Source organism: Planococcus sp. ISL-110, assembly GCF_018613575.1.
Classification (GTDB): Bacteria; Bacillota; Bacilli; order Bacillales_A; family Planococcaceae; genus Planococcus.
In genome coordinates, this window is the sequence record NZ_JAGGPX010000013.1 from 56,760 (window position 1) to 77,663 (window position 20,904).

The following is a 20,904-nucleotide window of genomic DNA, read 5'->3' on the forward strand; positions in this document are numbered from 1 at the left end:
TATTTCCTGCCACTTTAATCGATATTTTTCGTGAGATCATTCTATTTTTTCAGGAAATAAGAATTTCTCAATCTATTTTCAATTCTTGACGAAGATCAAGTATGGGCTGGTTTTGTGGCAGTGATTTGCATGAGCATCAAGAAAGACCGGTATTTGTCCCTACTGAAAAAGAAGACCAACTAACTGGTCAAGTAGCATCCCTTATCATGGGACACGAATTTGCGGGTGTTATTGAAAAAGTAGGAGCACAAGCAACCAAGTTTAAAGTAGGAGGAACGGTTTTACCGAGACTGCCGGAACGATTCCATCTAAGCCCAAGAGCTTCATTGCCGCAGGCGGCGACGGTCTCTTTTTCCTGTCCTGACGTTTAATGCTGAACGGCTGGAGGTATGGAGCAAGAGATAAGGGCTTATGCCTAAATTTTTGAAAGCGAGGGATGTCCATGTTTGACAGGACAGCAGGGGACCACGCCATTGAGTTGCTGAAAGCCTGGAAAGTCGACCACATCTATGGAATGCCTGGAGACTCCATCAATGAATTTATGGAAGAACTGCGAAAAGAAGAAGCGATCCGCTTTATCCAGATTCGCCACGAAGAAACCGGAGCGCTTGCGGCAGCCGCCTATTCCAAATTGACCGGCAAGATCGGTGTTTGTTTGTCGATTGCCGGTCCTGGAGCGGTGCATCTGCAGAACGGTCTGTACGATGCGAAAAAAGACAAAACACCGGTACTGGCGATCGTCGGTCAGGTCAGCAGCGAGCTGGTCGGCACGGACAGCTTCCAGGAGCTGAAAATGGAGTCGTTGTTCGAAGAAGCGACGGTCTACAACCGACGCGTCCAGAAAGCGGAACAGCTGCCGGATATGCTGAACCAGGCCATCCGGACGGCGTATGCCGAATCAGGGCCGGCAGTGCTGATCGTTTCCGATGATTTGTTCGGTACCAAGATCAAGCGCGACAAAGCACTGACTTCCCCCGCTTATGTCAAACCGAACATCCGGGCGGGAGAAGAAGGCTTGCAGTCGGCGTTGAAATTGTTGCAGGCTGCGAAAAAACCGGTGATCCTAGCCGGCAAAGGCGCAGCAGGTGGGACGGCCGAGGTGCTTGCATTTGCGGAAAAATTGAAAGCGCCACTTATCGCGTCCTTCCCGGCGAAAGGCATCATTCCGGACAACCATCCGCATAACCTTGGGCAATTGGGGCAGCTTGGCACCGATACGGCGGAACAGGCCATGAAAGAAGCTGATTTGTTGATCTTGGCGGGCACCTCGTTTCCTTACCGGGAGTATTTGCCAAAAGACGCACCGGCCATTCAAATTGATGTCGATCCGAAAGTCATCGGCAAGTATTATCCGGTACTGGTGGGAGTGGTCGGAGAGCTGGTACCGGCCGCCGCCTGGCTGACTGGACATTTAGGGAATAAGGAAGATAGCTTCCTTTTGAAGTATCAAGAAAAACGCGCAGTGTGGCAGGAAACGCTACAAAAAGATATGGCAAAAGAAACAGAACGTCTGCAGCCGCAGCACGTCATCGCGGAAGTGCAAATTATTTTGGAGCGGGATGCAGTTGTGTCGCTTGATGTAGGCAGCGTGACTTTGTGGGCGGCGCGTTACCTGCAGCTGACCGAGCAACAGCTCGTCGTATCGGCGTGGCTCGGCACCATGGGTTGCGGATTGCCGGGGGCGATTGCCGGGAAACTGGCATATCCGGACAAGCAGGTGGTGTCGCTGCTCGGCGATGGTGGCTTTTCCATGGGCATGCAGGACTTTGTTACGGCCGTCAAATACGATTTGCCGATGATCCTGGTGGTGTTCAACAACCAAAAAATTCAGCTCATTGAACACGAGCAGGAAGAAATGGGCAACAAAGCGACCGAAACCGATTTGGCGAACATCGACTTTGCGGCATTTGCACAGGCTTGCGGCGGGGAAGGTTATACTGCGAAGACCCGCAGCGAGTTGAGAGATGCGCTGGCAACAGCCAAGCTTAGCCGGAAACCGGTGGTCATCGACGCTTATGTGGAAGACAGCGCGCCGCCTTCTTGAAAAAATACCACACAAAAAGACGACCGAATTTCTATGGTCGTCTTTTTGTGTGGTTGGTCATTTCGTGAATCGCGTGGACAGGTCATGCAGTTCAGCCGGCAGCGGGCGGCCGAAGTAATAGCCCTGGCCTTCATTGCATTGTTCCTCTTGCAGGAAAGCCAATTGCGTGTGGTCTTCAATGCCTTCTGCTACGACGGTCATGTTCAATCGATGCGCCAGGGAAATGATGGTGGCGGTGATGGCTTTGCCGTTTAGGTCCCTGCTGATATCTTCTATAAAGCTGCGGTCGATTTTCACCCGGTCAAAGGAAAATTGGCGCAAATAGCTGAGAGACGTGTACCCGGTGCCGAAATCGTCAATGGACATGGAGATGCCCAGCTCTTTCAAGCTCTGCAGACTGCATTTAAGCAGGTCTGTGTCCACCAGCAAAATACTCTCGGTCACTTCCAGTTCCAGCCACTTGGCGCTCAGACCGGTTTCTTCCAGAATGGCCTTGACCGTTTGGACGAAATTGGGCTGCTGCAGCTGGATGGTTGAAATATTGACACAGATTTTAATGGGCGGATATCCCTCGTCCTGCCAGGCTTGATTCTGTGTACAGGCAGTGTGCAGGACCCACCGGCCAATGGGGACGATTTGTCCGGTTTCCTCGGACACCGGAATAAAGCAATCGGGCGGCACCAAGCCCATTTCTGGATGATTCCAGCGGATCAAGGCTTCCATGGCACTCAGCTGGCCGCTCCTCAAATCGATGATGGGCTGATAATGCAGCACCATTTCCTGTTTCGTGAGGGCTGACTTCAACTCTCGTTCGATGGTCAGCCGATAAGCAGACTGTTGATCCAGTTCTTCGGAATACACCGTGTACTGATGGGTCTTGTATTTTTTGGTATAGTACATCGCAGCGTCCGCTTTCTTGATCAGCGCTTCGACGGTTTCTTGCGGTCCGATGCTGAAAGCGATGCCGACGCTAGCCGAGATGGAGACGGAATGGCCCAGTGCCTCAAAAGGTTTGGCCAGGGATTCATGGAGTTGTTCCGCTAGCTGGAAAACCTGTTGCTGATCGAGGTTCGGCAACAGCACCGCGAATTCATCGCCTGCAAACCGTCCCACGGTGTCACTCCCGTCGACACTGTCCAAAAGCCGTTGTGCGATCCCTTTTAAAAATTCATCCCCAAACTGGTGGCCGAACGAATCATTGATGAATTTAAAGCGATCCAGGTTCAACGACAGTACTGCCGGTTGGAGTTTGTCGCATTCAGTGCTTTCGATCGCCTGTTTTAACCGGTCTTCAAATAATTTGCGGTTCGGCAGCCGTGTCAGCGGATCGAAAAACACCAGCCCTTCCATCAATTTTTTGTAGTTGATTTCATCCGTGATATCTTTGGCGATGCCATAGGCGCCAATGATGCTTCCGCCTGCTTTCATCGGGAAATTGGTGACCAGCAGATTCCGCTTTTCTCCATCTTTTCGGATAATGGCGATTTCATAGGTTTGGGCAATGCCGTTCAACGCATTGCTGAAGTGAAGCAGGGCAGTAGGCAGATCTTCTGAAACAATCAAAGGCGTGAACGTTAATTGAAGAATTTCCGCAGTTGAATAGCCGGACAGCGTTTCGCATCCTGGATTGGCCGTTTTAAATTGCCCGTCGGTATCGAACGTGAATACAGCATCCGGATTGTAGGTGAAAAGGGAATTCAGCCGTTCTTCATTTTCTTTTACCAGCAGATTGGCGGTTACTTCTGCGGTAATGTCAATAACGGTTCCAAACAGGACAGTTTTGCCTTGCCATTGTTTTCTGGATGAATGGATTTCAACATGGCGCAGCTGTCTGTCGCTTCTAAACACCCTGACACGGTAGCGTGCATAGGCACCCTCAATGTTGGAGTCGTTTACAATTCGGGCCTGAATGATGGTCAGGTCTTCCGGATGAATTAAGGTATCCAGGGTGACGCGGCCACTTAGCAGTTCTTCTTCGCTGTAACCCACCAGTTCACAAAACTGCTGATTCACATAGGAATAAGCCCAACCGTTCAGTATGTACATGCTGACAGGTGCCTGCTGGATCATTCCATCAAAAAGGTCTTTGTACAGCAAGTCAGTTGAAGAGGACAGTTCTTTAATTGTGGAGGTTTTCCTGTGGTGTTTGTCATTTTTCACTAATCTGGTCCTCCCGGTGACTTCAACTGCTGGTTGGCAGTTGGATAAATACGTGCCGTTCTTTACAACAATATGCTTTCTTGTTATGTATGATAGAGTATTTTCCTAACTAATGCCATTTATATTTTAATTTAACAAATAAATATTTTCGCAATCGGAATTCACGGTTTCTGTTTGAATTCCAGCCGGTAATGCCTGGGCGTAATGCCAACCGCTTTTTTGAACGCTGCCTGAAATTGCGTCTCGCTTTTGTAGCCGACGCTGCCGGCGATCGTAGCTGCAGAGCTGTCAGTGGTGGCAAGCAGCTGTTTGGCCGTATCCATGCGGCGGGAGATGATGTACTGCAGCGGGCTCATGCCGGTATGCTGCTTGAAGAGCCGTGCCAGTTGGTATTTGTTCAAGCAGAACCGATCGGCAAGGCCCTCCAGTGTTAGGGAGCGGCAATGGTTTTCTTCCATAAAACGTTTAATTTCCTGGACGGTCGCCTCTGCATTCTTGGAGGAGGGGGTACACCAGCTGCTTGCGAAACGGCTTAACAGCGTCAAAATCAAGCCGATCAGGTAATGGGCCAGCTGTTTCGAATCTGCCTGCGGCTGAGCGCTTTCCTGCTGGAGCCCGACGAAAAGCGCTTCTAGTCTTTTAAGGTCGCTGATAGAAATAACAGGGGGCAATGCCACCTCTAGAGCCTGCGTTGTGGAGCGCTTTCTTGTAAAAGACAGGCGGTAACCGCTTTGCTGTTGTGCGGTGGTAAACTTTAGCTCATGCCACAAGCCAGGCTGTACGAGCAAAACCGTGCCAGGCGGGACGGAGTAGGCTTGGTTGTCAATGTGGCAATGGACGCTTCCTTCCAGCACCAGCAGCAATTCAACGCTGTCAGGATGGCGGTGGAGCGGCTGATGCCGGGATTGACCACGCGGATACAAAAAATGCTGAATGGTATGGAATCGGAAAAGATCGGTCATTTCATTTTTGGCTTCAGACAAAAAAATCGCTCATTTCTGCTTTTCTTCCAGTTTAACAAGAATTAATAAGAATTGCTGTATAATACCGGTAAATTCCGTTAAAAAGAAGGCCTATCTGGCAAGAATTGATAGAAAAAATTCTTTAGAAACCAATTAATCACCAGATTAGAGGGAATAAGCTGGTTGCTTGGTGGAGCGGCACAGACACATTCACCATCTATAGTAGTCGTCCCGGAGCATGCCCATAAGAATTTCATCCCGGTTGCCTGCTTTAAATACGTTACAAACAGGAAATGGTTTCAAAGTTGGGGAGGAATTAGGGGAAAAGGGCGGTGGCCAACAAACTTAAAGTGCTGGTTTTATCTCCAGATTGCTGAAAACTGGAGGGTTTTGAGTGTTAATATTCTGATAATTAAGCTAGACTCGAAGTGAATAAATGAAAAAGGCGGTGATTGGCCAGCAGATTTGACTGAAGGCGCTGGAATCTTTGCCAAGAAAGCAGGTGAAAATCATGAAAGAACTGTGGATCAATTTACCGGTCAAAGATCTAAACCGATCAAGAGAGTTTTTCAATGATATTGGCATGGAAATCATGGAGCAAGGCGAGGACAACAACCAAATGGGTGGAATGGTCGTGGGCGATCATCAGGTGCATGTCATGCTGGTACAGGAGGAGCGGTTCAAAAGCTATACGCACAATGCACTGACGGACACCGATCAGTCGACAGAAGCGTTGTTTTCAATTTCAGTCGATACCAAAGAAGAACTTGATGAGACGATTGGCAACGTGAAACGAGCAGGCGGATTTGTGTTTGGTGAACCAACCGAACGAGACGGATTGTACGGTGCGGGATTTGCGGATTTGGACGGACATCGGTGGAATTTGCTGGTGATGTAATCAATTCACGCTTATGCGTACACAGTTATGCAAAGTCTGTTCGAGAAACCAATTTACGTTTGGATCTGTCAAAAACTAAAATTGCTGAAGAATTTTGTCTGGCGAGATAAAAATTCTTCAGCGAACAGATCCAACAAGTAAATCTGCAGCAGTCAATGAAATTGCATAAAAACAGCGAATAGTGGGAAATCCGTGAAATAAGCCAAAAGCACTCAAAATCAACCTAAAAATCGGTTTCGTCTCACTGTCTTGAGTATACTTTTTAAGTGAAACACTACTTCCGATAATTTATATTATGTAAACTAAAATGAGATTTAAAGAAAAATGTCTTTTGGCTGCCAACTCTCCTCTTATCAGGTATTCTGCTTTTTAGTATAGAGATTCTGTTATGGAATTTCTTATGAGTTCTCCGTACTTCCGTATTCAACTGTTCCAATTCAGTTAATTATTAAGCGGTATGATCACAACCAGCCATTATTATTTTGTACTGTTATGTTCATGTCTATTCAACGCGACAAGCTTTGCATAAGTCTCTAAACGTTTCTTAGCCATCAGCAGCTGATATTAACACGCGTTAGCAACTTATCTCACAGGAACTCTCTAAGTGTGCATTTGATGCATCAAGCCCCTTTTTAATGATTACAGACTAGTGAGCTTAATTAATCAACAAATGTTTTACCCATGCAGTAAAACCGGGCTTCACTCCTCTTAATCAAGTGCGGTTGCTGATTTCAGCTTTTTCTTTTGCTGATGAATCTCATGCACAGAAATAGCTAGTACTACCCACAAAATAGGATTCTGGAAAGAAATTTCTGTTTGTGAAACGCCCCCCAGCATTGTAAGTATGCCAATCAACAAAAATAAATAGCCCGTTGATGCCAACTGCCAGACCCAGGTTCCTCTTACGTCTTTGCTATTCAACCTGCTGCTAAGAATGCCCACAGACACCAACAACAGCAAGATTCCCAATACCATGATTTCGGGTATTCCAACAGGAATATTCAACTGTGGAAAAAAATCATAAACAAGCAAAATCGTCATCGCAAGTTGAATGAAAATAATGATACCAACGCTTTTTTTCCTCATAACTTCACCACCTTTGTTGTCCTACTAATCTTACTAGCTTAACGACACAAAAAACACCCAGCAGCTCGCGGGGTGTCTATATCTCTTATAATCCCGAACCTTGGTATGCGGGGGTTTTCACCGTTTCTTCTTTTTGATCCCACCGGCATCGTGTCGCTCGCGATGCTCATCGATAAAGAGATCAAGACACCGCTGACAACGGCCGTAATGATTCGTGAAACGATCAACAGTTCATAAGTTCCTGATAACGCACTGATGACGTTACCGATGATGAAGATGGAAATGAATAAAAGCATCAACGGATATTTCAGGAAACGGCTGACGTAGGCCGTCAATAACGGCGTGCCAATGGCATAGGCTATGGCAAACCCGGAGATCAACGTCCCTGCTGTTGCCAATGTGATATTCAAATCGCTCGAGACCTCTGTCAACAGCCCGACAATCACAAATTCACTCGTTCCCATGACGAAGGTTAATAAAGTTAAAGTAAATGCCAATATTTTTTGTTTCGTATTCAATAGATCTTCCTGTGCACGTGCGGCCATACAACGGTTCACTCCAACTTCGTAGTTTATTTAGATGGTATGGTCCCCACTCTTTTCACAAAAGACTGAGGATAATCAATATAGATATATCTAGAATAATCGATATATAAAGCAGACAGAGATCTGCCTCCCATTCGGAATCAAATCTCCTGTTTCACGAATTCTGCAATTTTAGCCAAGGTTTCTTCGTTCCTTCTGTAATACGTCCACTGCCCATACCGTACCGCTTCCAGCAATCCTGCCTTTTGCACGATGGACAGATAATGCGAAACCGTGGACTGAGATAAATTCACTTTATCTTGTATGTCCCCGACGCAAACGCCACCTTCGATGCTGACCTCCTTCGGCAAATGCGCCTGCTGTTTCGGGAAGTTCTTTTCAGGTTCTTTCAGCCATTTCAGTATATCCAGACGGGTCTTGTTCGACAAAGCTTTAAATACATCCAACTCATTTAAATTATCCATACTTGGAAAAAACACAGTTGCTTATAGTCCAGAATAGCATCCATAAAAAAACTGCACCCTTTTCAGGATGCAGTTTTTTACGTAGTGCTTCGTTTCATATCGCGTATCGCCTGAATGGACAACCGGACCAGCAGAATGACACACAGGAACAATCCGGAATAGGCGGCTGTGTTCAGGTAGACGGCGTACTCGGGATTGATGAACTGGGCAATGGCCAGCAGGGCCGCTGAGATCAGCCCGAAAGTAATGCCGGACATCAGCAAAACGAAACGGGAAAACAGCTGCAGGACAAAATTGGCGTTGTGCTTATCGGAAAAAACGTCATGATGCAGGATGATCTTGCCGCCTTCGATGCGTTGGATCAGCTGATCGGCCCGTTTTGGCAATTTCATCATTTCCGGAATCAGCAGCGCCAGTTCCTCTTCAAGTCGCTGTTTCGTTTCACGCGGCTCCTTGAACGGCTTTTTCAACACAGCGGTCTTGTATTTTTTCGCAAAGACCTTGGCTTCAGTGAACATATCGAATTTCGGGTCGATGGTGTGAAGCGTGCTGTCCAGGCTGATCAAGGACCGGAGTGCCATACCGACAGAGGGATAGAACGCCAAGCCGAATTCACGCACGATATCGAACATGGAGTGGATCAGTTCTTCGGTCTGAATCTTGTCGACGTAGGAAATCTTCAACAGCAATTGGCCAACCGCCTGTTCGAGCTTCTGGCGGTCTATCTGGCTATTGTCTTCCACCAAGACGTTGATGGCGTCACAAATGACTTCTGCGTCATTTTGCTGGACACCGATGATGAATAGATTCAATCCGTCCTGCTGCGGAGCGGCCAGCCGTCCAACAGCACCAAAATCCAGCAGAATCGGTAGGCCGTCCTGTTGATCGATAAAGATGTTGCCCGGATGCGGATCGGCATGAAATATGCCGGAAAACAGCATTTGTTCGAAAAAGGAGAACAGCACCGTTCGCCCGAATTCTTTCTGGTCGACATCAAAGTGCTCAAAGACATCCTGTCCCCTGGAAACGCTCTTGCCCTGGAAATACTGCATAACAATCAGGTTGTCATTGCTGTACTCCCGGTAGACATGCGGAATCTTCACCTGGTAATCGCTCTTTTTCAGGGCATTGGCGATTTGGATGGTATTGCGGGTTTCGATTTCAAAATTGATTTCTTCGCGCAGGCCGTTCGCAAAGCCGATGGCCAGTTCACGGAAGCCGATGTTCTCTGCCCATTTTGATTTGCTGGCGACCCAATCGGCAAACTCGACGAGAATGTCCAAATCATTGCGCATGATGCCTTTGACTTCCGGACGCAGCAATTTGATCACAACATCTTCCTGCGTTGTTCTCAGGACGGCCCGGTGCACTTGGCCGATAGAGCCCGCAGCCAGTGGCTCCATCTGGAATTCGGAAAAGACGTCTTCCACACTCGCCGATAAGGAGTTTTTTAAAATCATAGTAACCTGCTCATTAGTCAGGGGCTTGACATCTTGCTGCAGCGTCTCCAGTTCTTCGATGAAGACCGGTGAAAACAACTCGGTGCGTGTGGACAGCACTTGCCCGAACTTGATAAAAATCCCGCCGCTTTGTTCCAGCGTATCCCGGAAAGCGATGGCGAAATCCCGGTTGCTTTCCCGGTGCCGGGCATAGCGAATGGTGCGGGAAAAGCCGTTCCTGACAGCGATCTCCAACACTTGGCTCAAGCGTTTCTGGCGCCGCCATCGATGCCGGAGACGGTGGATGATGAACTTCTGTCCGGTGATGCGTTCGCCCCGTTCCCCGAGCTCGATGGGATCGAACAGCTCGAAGAACAGATAAAACAGCATCGAGATCAGCAGCATGCTGCCGATCCAGATGATGGAACTGGCGTCCGTAACGGCAAAAGCGATGTTTTCGTTTAAAAAATCCGTATAGCGCAGATAAGAATACCAATAAACTAAGGTTGTTAAACTGACCCCCAACAAGACCGAAAGAATTCTTTTGGTGAAGTTGACTTTGGAACCCATTAAACGGCCACTTACGTAATAAATAAATAGGGCCACTGCCAGCAGTTGCAGCAACATAATGAAAAAGTTCATGGAGGCACTCTCCTTTCAACACCAATCTTCACCCGCAACAGGCAGGCTTAATTTCTTCAGTATACCAAAATTTCTCTGAATGTTCCTGAATCACTGAAGGATATACCTGAAGGGTCAGCGTACCTGTTCGACGGGCTCCGGCGCCTTTCGGATGAGGCCGAGCAGACCGACCGGATACAGTGTCGTCTCTTTAAGTGATAGTTCTTCCAAACCGACCCATTTCGCTGTGGTTAGTTTGCTTTCTTCAATCACCTCAAAGAAATCGCGATCCAAAAGGCGACAATCTTCAAACTCGACTTCGTAAACAAGTGTAATTTCATGGTACACCTGTCCTTTCAATGCCGACTCTTTTTAAAATCATGATCTGCAACGACAGAAGAAACGATATGGCTGGTATCCCATTCCCTTTCCGAAAACTGGACGATCGCATAAGATTTTTGGAAAAGCTGACGATCGATGTCGCTTGGGTGCATGCCTTCTTCATAGAGCTGAATGATGTTTTGTTGAAGGGTTTCCAGGTGCTGCAATTTCTGTTCCAGCAACGTGCGCCCGTTTTCCAGGTAGCCTGCATGGCTGCAAAACACCGACTGGAACGGCAATGCCAATAAGGTGCGCAGGGATGACGTAAGGAGCGGGAGCGACTCGCTTTTCATCATGACACGTGTTTTCGGTGACACAAAAAGATCACCTGTGAACAAGCGCCTCGATGGCTCGTGAAACAATGCCACGTGATCGTCTGCATGGCCCGGTGTATGGATGACCTGCCACTCGAGTGTGCGTGAGCGGATCTGCCCACCAAGCGGCGATGCATCAAAAGCATCTCGATTGCCCCAAGTGATTTTGCGGTAGTTGGGGTATTCCCCCTCCACTTTAATTTTTCCGATGCCAAGCGGATGAATAAAGAATGGAATTTCGTGATTTTGCTGCAGCCACGCTGCATTTCCGGTATGGTCCTCGTGATGGTGCGTCAAGACCACTTGATTGAAAGAATGGCCTTGGAAAAAGCCGACCAGCTCTTCCTGCAGCTTTTCAGGACCCGTATCAATCAGCATGCCGTCAACCAGATAAACAAACACTTTGCCTCGGGTTTCTTCAACAATTCCTTCCACACACAGCACCTGTTCTTTTTCATAAACCTGTATCATGTTCCATGCCCCCTCTAGCTGATAAAGCATTGCTTGCCTTTCTTTTCATAATACAAAATTTTACAGACTGCTGTCACAAAAAGCTATAATTTAATACTTAGTGAAAAGTTTTAGGTATGTTAAATTTATTTTTTAGAAGTTTCAAGATGATTTTCGTTTTTTGTTGTAGGCGGTTTTGATTTTAATCATAATTCCTTAAGTAGTATGTTACATAGTAAATAAAAAAGAACATTTATAGATTAACTTGAACAAGGTCTGCTATTAATTCTTTTGTTTGTTAGTGGTTTGTAAGAATAGTCGTTTTTTCCTGGACCACTCCCAGCTGCTGCAAAATGCCGGCTTCATGATTTTTTCGAAATAGCGGTTCCAGCCATACATTTTCCGGAGCATGGACAGACTGGGCCTATGAGTAGACCGTTCCCTCCCCGTCTTCTGCTTGTCGTGGCGACTAAGCAGACGGAACGTTCTTGTGTGGTAAGGGACATCCATAAAAACCACGCAGTCAGCGTCCTGGACCGCTCTTTCTGTCCAGCCGATGTGGACATCTTCGATGATCCAGTTGGACTGTCCGATGGCTGCAAGAAACTGCGCATCTCTGACAGGTTCGGCATTGCGGAAATCTTCGCCGCTCTGCCGCTGCCAAACAAAATTGTCCGATTTAAAATGCGGAATGTTCAAAAGAGACTGGCGAGCCAACGTGGTTTTGCCGCTCCCTACAGATCTGATGATGTAGATCTTCATTCTTCGGCCGCTGCTGCCACCCGTGCCATCAGCTCTTCCACTTCCTGCTTGCTGCTGTTTTGCTGATCAAGCTTCAGCAAAGTACGGCCGAACAGATTGGCGCCGGTATTGGAGCCGCTGTAGACGAATAGGGTTTTTTCGTCGTCGATCCGGGTCAGCGCAAAACTTAAGGAAATCTTGAAAAGCCCTGCCGCCACAAAACCGATGTCTTTGCGCTTTTTCTCCGGCAAATCCTCATAGGCAGTGATTTCCATGACATAGCTGACCAAACGGCTGCCCATCCGGTTTTGCTGCGCGTATTTCGACCCTACCCGATTCGGTGGCCCTTTGACCAATTGGTGCTTCTCCAGCTGCGGCATAATGGTCTGCAGCTGCTCATCTGAAAACAATGCCCACACTTTGTCGATGGGCGCCTCGATCACACGTTTCTCATTCCACTGGACCATTCCAATACCCCCTTATAATTTCAACGCTTCGTCACGTACACGCTCCATGAATGCGGTGACCGTCTGGTGGCGGGTCTTTTTACTGCCCGCCAGCAGCATCGCCTTCCCCATCAGCCCCTTGCCTTTGTTAGACCCTTCGTAAACAAACCTCGTATGGTTTTCGCCTTCTTTCAATAGCGTAAACGAATAAAACACCTGAAAGCTCTGCCCCATATCAAATTGGGTTTGTTTGAGCTTCCTGTCCGGCAGGTCTTCGTAGCCCACCGTCTCGACGATATAGGTTTGCAGCTGGCTGCCTTCATGATAGCTTTGGGCGTGTTTGGCACCAAGCTGGTCATTGCTGTTTTCCAGCAGGATATGCTCTTCCACTTTCGGCATCAGTTTTTTGATGTTGTCATCTTTGAACAAACTCCACACTTTTTCGATCTCACTATCGATCACCATTTCTTCTTTCCATTTGACCATGGCTGCTCCCCCTCTAAATCTGACAGACTCTCTGTCATTATCCCATGTGCGCGCCCAACATTCACGTCCCATTGCTCCGTTTCCTGGATATGCGCCTTACAGTCGCTTGAATTAATCGGCAGTATGTCTATAATGAGGAAAAGAACGGAGTGAAACAATGAAGACTGCGACAATTTTAATTTTATTCCTCATCGTTATGCATGCGATTACAGCATTGAACGCACTGGTTTTTAACGGCATGCTGGGCGACCTGGTCTTTTGGTTCAATTCAGCTTTATTCATGGGGGCGCTGGCTACTTATGTCTACCGCTTCGATAAGGAAAAAGCAGCGGCTGGAAAAAAATAAAAGCAGCAGAGGCATGATGCCTCTGCTGCTTTTATTTTTTAAATTTCAAAACTTACCGTTCACTCAGCGAAGGTACCAGATGGCTGACTTGGTTATAGTTTTGGATAATCCAATTGCTTTGGTCAAACTGAATATGGCTCAGGCAAGCATTCAGCAGCCTGGTTTTTCCAGAGCCGATTTCACCGTCTGATAATTCGCCTAGAATGGCGTTGATGACACCGCCGTGGGAAACCAGCAAGACGCGCTGGTCCGGATAACGGTCATTGATGATCTTCAGGCCGTTTGCCAGCCGTTCGGCAAATAAGCCATTATCTTCCTGATTCGGATACAGCCGATCAGGAAAAGTAAGAGCCCGCTCCTCATAGGTCAATCCTTCTGCATCACCGAAATGCTTTTCCGCAAACTCTTCCATTTCAACGAGCGGCAATTCCAATGTTGCATTGATGATTTCAGCTGTCCGCCGAGCACGCTGCAACGGGCTCGTGATGATCAGATCCCAATCAGCAGCGGTTAAATACGCCCCGCATTGCATGGCCTGCTGTGTGCCGGCAACATTCAAGGGAATATCGGTTTTTCCCTGGATCTTCCCTTGTGCATTCCAATCCGTTTCACCGTGGCGAATCAAGCAGACAATGGTCAAATTTAGTCACCCCTCCATTGATTATTAATATTTTTTTATTTTACCACAAACAGTCATGCGGCTCACTCTAAAAGCCTGTGCACCTGTCCGGTTGACCGGCCCCTAACCAAATGCTCCATCACAGACTGGCGGGTGTCTCGGCCTATGAAGCACAGATCCCCCGCTTCTAGGTGTCGCAACAGCTGGTTTTTGGCGTGAATTCAGTGACTGCTTCGGATTTCCGTTCCCATATTTCTGCTTGTCGGCTGTTTTGAACTGGTTATCAAATACCCTTATGTAAGTAGTTACATTTATTATTTTACACCCTCCATATACTCTCTCTCCTGCAGCCCACTTAAAAACCCCTATTATGCAATAGAGGTTTAGCATCCGTAACGTATTTATTCTTTTAATTCGATGACGAAGGTGGTCAGTTCTTTTACTTTTTCGCTGCTTTCCGTTTCCATTACGTAAAAATCGCAGTAGGCGTAAACTTTCGCCTTATCCGCCAGTCCCTTCTTTTTCATCGTTCCTTTGACTGCAGCCTCCCCGTTGGCAGCAACAGCAATATCGATGGTGAAATCTACATCCCTATAACCGTCCTCCACCCCAAATGCCGCATCGAGAAATGCCTGTTTCCCAGTAATCGGCTCTGAACCGACAATCGTCCACACGACATCATCTGCAATATGGTTTTCAATGAACAGACGGTCTCCGTGAAAGAAAGCACTATTGAAATGGCAGAAAAAATCTGTATTTTTTACCACTTTCATTGCCAGCCGCTCCTTTCGGTCGTGTTGCCCCTTTCTTCAATGTTTCCCTGGTTGAATGACCCCAAAAACCTTGCTTATTTTCACTGACCGGTCCTCCCCTGAGACACCGAGCCAATGCCTGATTCTATGCGGACAATCACTGTTATCGGCTTGTTCACCTCTTTCTCATCGATTATCCTGAAATCGCTCTGATATCCGCTGTTCTAGATGTATTATCCAATACCCAATTCCTGTTGAAATCAGTCACGAATTCCATTTTCAGAGAGATTTATTTTTCCGTTTCTGCTTATGGGCACAAAAAAACCGCTCCAGGTTTGTTGTCTCCTGAAGCGGTTGTTGCTTATGCGGCTACTGGCACACGTTTTTTCAAAGAACCGACAAGGAGCGCGGTAACGACAGCGCCTGCCATGATGGCCAACACATACAGCAGGATGCTGGGAACGCCTCCATCTACAAGGCCGATGACAAACACGCCGCCGTGAGGGGCACGCAGGCCGATGTCAAACAGCATGACCAAGGCACCGGTAACCGCCGCTCCGGCTACCGAAGCTGGAATGACGCGTGCCGGATCAGCTGCCGCAAACGGGATGACGCCTTCTGTGATAAAGCAGGCACCGAGGACGTAAGCTGTTTTGCCGGCTTCACGTTCCGGTTTAGTGAATTTATTCTTGAAAAGTGTCGTAGCAAGTGCAAGGCCAAGCGGCGGAACCATTCCGGCCGCCATGACCGTTGCCATGAAGTTGAAGTTTTGCGCATCCAGCATCGCAATGCCGAATGTGTAGGCCGCTTTGTTTATGGGACCACCCATATCGATGGCCATCATGCCGCCTAGCAGCAAACCGACCAGCACCAGGTTCGTGCCGCCCAAACTTTCAAGGAAAGCGGAAATCGTTGTGTAGACTTTGGTCAGCTGCGGATTGACGAGCATCATGATGATGCCGGTGATGGCAATCGCAAAGACCGGGTAGAACAACACCGGCTTCAGGCCTTCCAGGGAATTCGGCAGGCCAGCAAAGGCTTTTTTGACCAACAGCGTCACGTAACCTGCCAGGAAACCGGCGATCAAGCCGCCCAGAAATCCGGAACCGCCGCTTGCTTCTTCAACACCGGTGACGGTGATGGCAATCAAACCGCCGATCATACCCGGTGCAAATCCGGGACGGTCGGCAATGCTCATGGCGATAAAACCGGCAAGTACCGGAACCATCAGGAAGAACGCGTTGCCGCCGCCAATGGTGCTCAGCATGGCCGCGAATTCATTGTATTCGGGACTGTCAGGATTTGAGGCGTTGATGCCCCAGAAAAACGAGATGGCAATGAGGATACCGCCGCCGACCACAAATGGCAGCATATTCGATACGCCGTTCATCAGGTGCTTATAGAACCCGCCTTTGGTTTCCCCTGCATCTGCTTCGTCTTTTGATTTGTCGTGCTTATAGGTCGGTGCATCGCCTGCTACGGCACGGTTCAATAAATTGTCCGTTTCGTAGATCGCTTTGCCGACCGCCGTCTGGATGACGGGCTTGCCGTCAAAACGGCTCATTTCCACTTTGGTGTCTGCTGCCACGATGATGGCATCCGCTCCGGCAATGTCTTCAGCAGTCAATCGGTTTTTCACGCCGCTCGAGCCGTTGGTTTCGACTTTCAGAGCGATGCCCAGCTCTTTGGCGCGTTCATTCAGTTTTTCAGCTGCCATGTAAGTATGGGCAATGCCGGTGGGACAGGCGGTGACCGCCAAAATTTTCTTCTGTGTGCTGTCAGCCGGAATGTTTTCCGCCGCCGTTTCCGGTTCATCCAGGGAAGCCTCTTTAGCGGATACCACATCCAACACTTCCTGCTTCGACTGGGCCGCGAGGATGTTCGTGCGGAACTTGTCGTCCATCAGGAACGTGGCCAGGCGTGACAGCGCCTCCAAATGATCGTCATTGGCGCCTTCAGTGGCTGCAATCATGAAGAACAGGTTGGCCGGCTGGCCGTCGAGCGATTCAAAGTCGAGTCCATCGGTTGCGCGGCCAAAAGCGATGGCCGGGGATTTGACGGCGGAAGACTTGGCATGGGGAATAGCGATGCCGTCTCCGATGCCGGTCGTGCTTTGGCTTTCACGTTCCAGGATAGCTGCCGTGAATGCACGTTTGTCCGATAATTTGCCGGCGCGGTCCAATTGTCCGGCAAGCTCTTCCAGCACTTCTTGTTTCGTTGTGGCGGAAAGGTTCAAGATAATGGTTTCTTCTGTTAAAAGCTGAGTGATTTTCATTTTGTCACATCCTTTTCGTCATATGGATAAATCTCTACCTCACCGAGCAACTTGTCGACGTCTTCCTTGCGGCATAGATCTGAACGGAAGGCAGTCGCACTGCCGCTGGCGACACCATAACGGAACGCCAAGGCAGGATCCAAATCTCCCGCGTATGAGGCGATAAACCCGGAGACCAGCGAATCGCCGGAACCGACCGTGTTGACGACGGTACCTTGAGGAGCTTTGGCGATCAAGGTCGTGTCTTTTGTCACCAGCAACGCCCCGTCTCCACCCATGGAAACGACGACATGTTCGATGCCCTGTGCCACCAGCTTGCTGGCATAATGGAAAGCTTCTGAAAGACTGGTGATTTCCACACCGAACAACTCGCCCAATTCCTGTTGGTTGGGCTTGATCAGGAAGACCGGAGTAGCCACCAAACTTTTTAGCGCCGGGCCCGATGTGTCGAGCACGAACCGGACCTCGTTGGCCTGGCAAATTTTCGCCAGTTCCGAGAAATAATCCGTTGGAATCGATCCCGGCAGGCTGCCGGCCAATACAAACCAGTCGCCCCGGTTCATCCTGCGCACTTTTTCAGTCAATGCCGACAGCTGCGCCTCGTTTAATTCAGGTCCCGGCCCGTTAAGTTCAGTTTCCTTGTCCGATTTGATTTTGACGTTGATGCGGGTGATTTCCGCCGTTTGGATAAAATCTGCATCAACGCCTTCATTTTTTAGAAACTCTTCTATATAGTGTCCCGTAAAGCCTCCGGCATAGCCGAGCGCCTGATTGGAGACGCCTAACCGCTTTAACACACGGGAAACATTGATGCCTTTTCCGCCGGGGTAGTAATAAACCTCTTCAGAACGATTTAGTTTTCCGCTTTCGAATTCGGGTACATATACCGTGTAATCGATGGAAGGGGTAATCGTGCAGGTGTATATCATGGTGTCACGACCTTTACTATTGTCTTTTTTTCGAGCCCAGCATTGGCTTCTTTGGAAATTTCATCTACAATTAAAGTTGCGCGGTCCAAATCCATAATTTTAGCAAAACTGATTTTATTGGCTTTGGAATGATCAGCGAGCGCATAGGTTTTTCGCGCCAAGGAACTGGCCAGCTGCTTGATGGCTGCTTCCTCGGGGTCCGGTGTGGTATAGCCGTAATCCCGGTGGAATCCGTTGATGCCGAGGAAACAGACATCGAACCGGTAGTTCTGGAGCGCCTGGATCGTGTGGGAACCGACAAAAGCGCCCGTTCGCGGCTTCATCAAACCACCGGTCAAGTAGGTGGTGATGCCTTGTTCGTTAAGGGCTTCGACGAGTGTCAATCCGTTGGTCACGACCACCAGATCCTTGTCTTTCAGAAACGGAATCAGTTGAAAGGTCGTGGTGCCGGCATCCAGGAATACGCTGTCTCCTTGTTGAACGAGCGAGGAGGCATATTCCGCTATCCTGATTTTCTCTTCCAGGAACCGTGTGGATTTATCCGAAATGCTGGGTTCCATCAGATTCCGCCCTGGCAGGATAGCGCCGCCGAAAACGCGTTCGAGTTTTTGCGATTGCTCGAGATCGGTCAGGTCCCTTCGGATGGTTGATTCCGATGCACCTGTCGATTCCACCAGTTCCTGTATTTTGACTGTCTGTTTTTCTTCCAGCAGCGCTAAAATATAGGCATGCCGTTCGTTGGTCAGCAAGTTATCACCTTCTCTTTAATAGAGTAAAAGTTCTGTTAAATAGATAATACTTGAAATCGCTTCCACAATCAATCATAATCGTTCATAAGCAATCAAAAAACGTCATTTTTTATTCCCATTCGCTCAAAAACCGTCACATTCGGTCAGCGAATAAACAAAAATGATTGCATCCATTAAAGGAGGAAATTTATCATGGTCGAAAAACAATTTACAATTACAGATGAAGCAGGTATGCACGCACGTCCGGCATCCGCATTAGTTGGAGCGGTGTCAAAATTCAAGTCAGACATTACGATTGAACACAAAGGCAAAAAAGTAAACTTGAAGTCCATTTTGGGCGTTATGTCTTTAGGCATTCCAAGCGGTTCAGTGGTGACCATTGCAGCGGATGGCGAAGACGAAAACGAAGCGATTGAAAAAGCAGCGGACGTAATGAAGGCCGAAGGGATTTCAAACCAATGACACAAACAATGTCCGGAATAGCAGCATCGAATGGAATAGCCATCGCTAAAGCTTTTCGCTTAGAAAATCCGGAATTGAATGTGGATAAACGGACAATTTCGGATGTCGACAGCGAATTGGAGCGATTGACTTCATCTTTGGAAAAATCCATTGCCGAACTTGAAGTGATCCAAAAGAAAACGGCTGAGACAATCAGTGACAAGGAAGCCGCAATTTTTGGTGCCCACCTGCTGGTCCTGAGCGACCCTGAACTTGTCGGTCCGATTACAGAGCGAATCACCACAGACAAGGTCAATGCAGAGTTTGCGCTGCAGGAAACGTCGGATATGTTCATCTCCATGTTTGAAGCGATGGACAATGAATACATGAAAGAACGCGCCGCGGACATCCGTGACGTCAGAAAACGTGTATTGGCCCACCTGCTCGGTGTCAGCATCCAAAGCCCAAGCATGATCTCAGATGAAGTCATCATCATTGCGGAAGATTTGACCCCTTCCGATACGGTTCAGTTAAACGCCCAGTTCGTCAAAGGCTTTATCACCGATATCGGCGGACGCACTTCCCACTCGGCGATCCTGGCGCGCACGCTGGAAATCCCGGCCGTGGTCGGCGCTAAAACCGCAATGGCGGATATCCAGAACGGCACCATCGTCATTGTGGATGGCTTGGACGGAACGATTTTAATCGCACCGGAAGACAGCGTCATCGAAGAATACAAAAACAAACAAGCGGCCTATGACGAGCAGAAAGCAGAATGGGCCGTACTGAAAAACGAACCGACCGTTTCCGCTGACGGCCACGCTGTTGAAATCGGCGCCAACATCGGCACGCCAAAAGACATTGCCGGCGTCCTGGATAACGGCGGTGAAGCGATCGGCTTGTACCGTACGGAGTTTCTGTACATGGGACGTGACCAGTTCCCGACAGAAGATGAACAAGTCGAAGCCTATGCCGCTGTCCTAAAAGGCATGCAGGGCAAACCGACCGTTGTCCGGACACTCGACATCGGCGGCGACAAAGAACTGTCCTACCTGGAGCTGCCAAAAGAACTAAACCCATTCCTTGGTTTGCGCGCAATCCGCCTGTGCCTGGAAATGCCGGATATGTTCCGAACGCAGCTGCGTGCTTTGCTGCGCGCCAGCATCCATGGCAACTTGAAAATCATGTTCCCAATGATTGCGACACTTGATGAATTCCGTCAGGCGAAAGCCTTGCTGCTGGAAGAAAAAGCGAAGCTGCAAACCGAAGGCGTGGAAGTCAGTGAAACAATCGAAGTCGGTATCATGGTCGAGATTCCATCGACGGCTGTTATGGCCGATACCTTCGCCAAAGAAGTCGATTTCTTCTCCATCGGCACCAACGACTTGATCCAGTACACAATGGCCGCAGACCGCATGAATGAAAGCGTGTCGTATTTGTATCAGCCATTCAACCCGGCCATTCTGCGCTTGGTGAAAATGGTCATCGACGCCTCTCATCGTGAAGGCAAATGGACCGGCATGTGCGGAGAAATGGCCGGAGATGAAATTGCCATCCCGATCCTTCTCGGCCTTGGCCTGGATGAGTTCTCGATGAGTGCTTCATCGATTCTGAAAGCCCGCTCGCAAATCAGCAAGCTTTCTAAAGCCGAAATGGCACAGCACACAGACCGCATCCTGGCGTTGAGCAATTCCCAGGAAGTAGAAGACTATGTAACAAAGCTTTCCACCAAATAAAAAAATGAGCCAAGGGATTT

Annotated in this window: 22 protein-coding genes; 6 read left to right on the forward strand and 16 right to left on the reverse strand. The window is 48.5% G+C overall.

Annotated features, from left to right (window positions below):
- Window positions 1-101 precede the first annotated feature (101 nt).
- Complete coding sequence (locus J7I83_RS18200; RefSeq protein ID WP_251047561.1) at window positions 102-371, forward strand: alcohol dehydrogenase catalytic domain-containing protein; 270 nt, start codon at window positions 102-104, stop codon at window positions 369-371.
- A 71-nt stretch (window positions 372-442) separates the two neighbouring features.
- Window positions 443-2,044, forward strand: coding sequence for a pyruvate oxidase (locus J7I83_RS09300; RefSeq protein ID WP_215100428.1), 1,602 nt, complete (start codon window positions 443-445; stop codon window positions 2,042-2,044).
- 57 nt (window positions 2,045-2,101) lie between these two features.
- Here J7I83_RS09300 and J7I83_RS09305 read toward each other — a convergent pair whose 3' ends face one another.
- A complete protein-coding gene (locus J7I83_RS09305; protein ID WP_215100429.1) occupies window positions 2,102-4,204 on the reverse strand; it encodes a putative bifunctional diguanylate cyclase/phosphodiesterase in 2,103 nt (700 codons plus the stop codon).
- 161 nt (window positions 4,205-4,365) lie between these two features.
- The gene (locus tag J7I83_RS09310; RefSeq protein ID WP_251047562.1) at window positions 4,366-5,187 is read right to left on the reverse strand and encodes a helix-turn-helix transcriptional regulator; all 822 of its coding nucleotides are present in this window, start codon (window positions 5,185-5,187) and stop codon (window positions 4,366-4,368) included.
- Window positions 5,188-5,677: 490 nt separating this feature from the next.
- On the opposite strand from J7I83_RS09310, the gene J7I83_RS09315 reads away from it, so the two are divergent.
- A complete protein-coding gene (locus J7I83_RS09315; protein WP_215100430.1) occupies window positions 5,678-6,064 on the forward strand; it encodes a VOC family protein in 387 nt (128 codons plus the stop codon).
- Window positions 6,065-6,772: 708 nt separating this feature from the next.
- Here J7I83_RS09315 and J7I83_RS09320 read toward each other — a convergent pair.
- The 9 genes from J7I83_RS09320 to J7I83_RS09360 form a co-directional block, all read right to left on the reverse strand.
- The gene (locus J7I83_RS09320; RefSeq protein WP_215100431.1) at window positions 6,773-7,150 is read right to left on the reverse strand and encodes a hypothetical protein; all 378 of its coding nucleotides are present in this window, start codon (window positions 7,148-7,150) and stop codon (window positions 6,773-6,775) included.
- A 38-nt stretch (window positions 7,151-7,188) separates the two neighbouring features.
- Complete coding sequence (locus J7I83_RS09325) at window positions 7,189-7,695, reverse strand: MFS transporter (RefSeq protein ID WP_251047563.1); 507 nt, start codon at window positions 7,693-7,695, stop codon at window positions 7,189-7,191.
- Window positions 7,696-7,835: 140 nt separating this feature from the next.
- Window positions 7,836-8,159, reverse strand: coding sequence for an ArsR/SmtB family transcription factor (locus J7I83_RS09330; protein ID WP_215100432.1), 324 nt, complete (start codon window positions 8,157-8,159; stop codon window positions 7,836-7,838).
- A 77-nt stretch (window positions 8,160-8,236) separates the two neighbouring features.
- On the reverse strand, window positions 8,237-10,240 hold the full coding sequence (locus tag J7I83_RS09335; protein WP_215100433.1) for an ABC1 kinase family protein: 2,004 nt from the start codon (window positions 10,238-10,240) through the stop codon (window positions 8,237-8,239).
- A gap of 114 nt (window positions 10,241-10,354) precedes the next feature.
- Window positions 10,355-10,579 (reverse strand): NUDIX hydrolase, encoded by a 225-nt coding sequence (locus J7I83_RS09340; RefSeq protein WP_215100434.1) that lies wholly within the window; start codon window positions 10,577-10,579, stop codon window positions 10,355-10,357.
- Complete coding sequence (locus J7I83_RS09345; protein WP_215100435.1) at window positions 10,576-11,385, reverse strand: MBL fold metallo-hydrolase; 810 nt, start codon at window positions 11,383-11,385, stop codon at window positions 10,576-10,578. The genes J7I83_RS09340 and J7I83_RS09345 overlap by 4 nt, the downstream gene beginning before the upstream one ends.
- A 261-nt stretch (window positions 11,386-11,646) precedes the next feature.
- Complete coding sequence (locus J7I83_RS09350) at window positions 11,647-12,126, reverse strand: P-loop NTPase family protein (RefSeq protein WP_215100436.1); 480 nt, start codon at window positions 12,124-12,126, stop codon at window positions 11,647-11,649.
- Entirely contained in the window at window positions 12,123-12,572 is a 450-nt protein-coding gene (locus J7I83_RS09355) for an SRPBCC family protein (RefSeq protein WP_215100437.1), read from the reverse strand. Before J7I83_RS09355 ends, J7I83_RS09350 begins: the two co-directional genes overlap by 4 nt.
- Before the next feature lie 12 nt (window positions 12,573-12,584).
- Window positions 12,585-13,037: an SRPBCC family protein gene (locus J7I83_RS09360; protein ID WP_215100438.1), complete on the reverse strand. Its 453-nt coding sequence runs from the start codon at window positions 13,035-13,037 to the stop codon at window positions 12,585-12,587.
- A 157-nt stretch (window positions 13,038-13,194) separates the two neighbouring features.
- Here J7I83_RS09360 and J7I83_RS09365 point away from each other — a divergent pair, with 157 nt between their 5' ends.
- Complete coding sequence (locus J7I83_RS09365; RefSeq protein ID WP_215100439.1) at window positions 13,195-13,383, forward strand: hypothetical protein; 189 nt, start codon at window positions 13,195-13,197, stop codon at window positions 13,381-13,383.
- Window positions 13,384-13,435: 52 nt separating this feature from the next.
- Here the strand turns inward: J7I83_RS09365 and J7I83_RS09370 are convergent, their stop codons facing one another.
- The 5 genes from J7I83_RS09370 to J7I83_RS09390 form a co-directional block, all read right to left on the reverse strand.
- A complete protein-coding gene (locus J7I83_RS09370) occupies window positions 13,436-14,023 on the reverse strand; it encodes a histidine phosphatase family protein (protein WP_215100440.1) in 588 nt (195 codons plus the stop codon).
- A 380-nt stretch (window positions 14,024-14,403) separates the two neighbouring features.
- Window positions 14,404-14,775, reverse strand: coding sequence for a nuclear transport factor 2 family protein (locus J7I83_RS09375; RefSeq protein WP_215100441.1), 372 nt, complete (start codon window positions 14,773-14,775; stop codon window positions 14,404-14,406).
- 340 nt (window positions 14,776-15,115) lie between these two features.
- Window positions 15,116-17,029, reverse strand: a complete 1,914-nt coding sequence (locus J7I83_RS09380; protein WP_215100442.1) for a PTS fructose transporter subunit IIABC — start codon at window positions 17,027-17,029, stop codon at window positions 15,116-15,118.
- Window positions 17,026-17,958, reverse strand: coding sequence for a 1-phosphofructokinase (pfkB, locus tag J7I83_RS09385; RefSeq protein WP_215100443.1), 933 nt, complete (start codon window positions 17,956-17,958; stop codon window positions 17,026-17,028). Before pfkB ends, J7I83_RS09380 begins: the two co-directional genes overlap by 4 nt.
- A complete protein-coding gene (locus tag J7I83_RS09390) occupies window positions 17,955-18,707 on the reverse strand; it encodes a DeoR/GlpR family DNA-binding transcription regulator (protein ID WP_215100444.1) in 753 nt (250 codons plus the stop codon). Before J7I83_RS09390 ends, pfkB begins: the two co-directional genes overlap by 4 nt.
- Window positions 18,708-18,899: 192 nt before the next feature.
- Here J7I83_RS09390 and J7I83_RS09395 point away from each other — a divergent pair, with 192 nt between their 5' ends.
- Together J7I83_RS09395 and ptsP are read left to right on the forward strand one after the other, a co-directional pair.
- Window positions 18,900-19,169, forward strand: a complete 270-nt coding sequence (locus J7I83_RS09395; RefSeq protein WP_215100445.1) for a phosphocarrier protein HPr — start codon at window positions 18,900-18,902, stop codon at window positions 19,167-19,169.
- Complete coding sequence (ptsP, locus tag J7I83_RS09400; protein WP_215100446.1) at window positions 19,166-20,884, forward strand: phosphoenolpyruvate--protein phosphotransferase; 1,719 nt, start codon at window positions 19,166-19,168, stop codon at window positions 20,882-20,884. Before J7I83_RS09395 ends, ptsP begins: the two co-directional genes overlap by 4 nt.
- Window positions 20,885-20,904 lie beyond the last annotated feature (20 nt).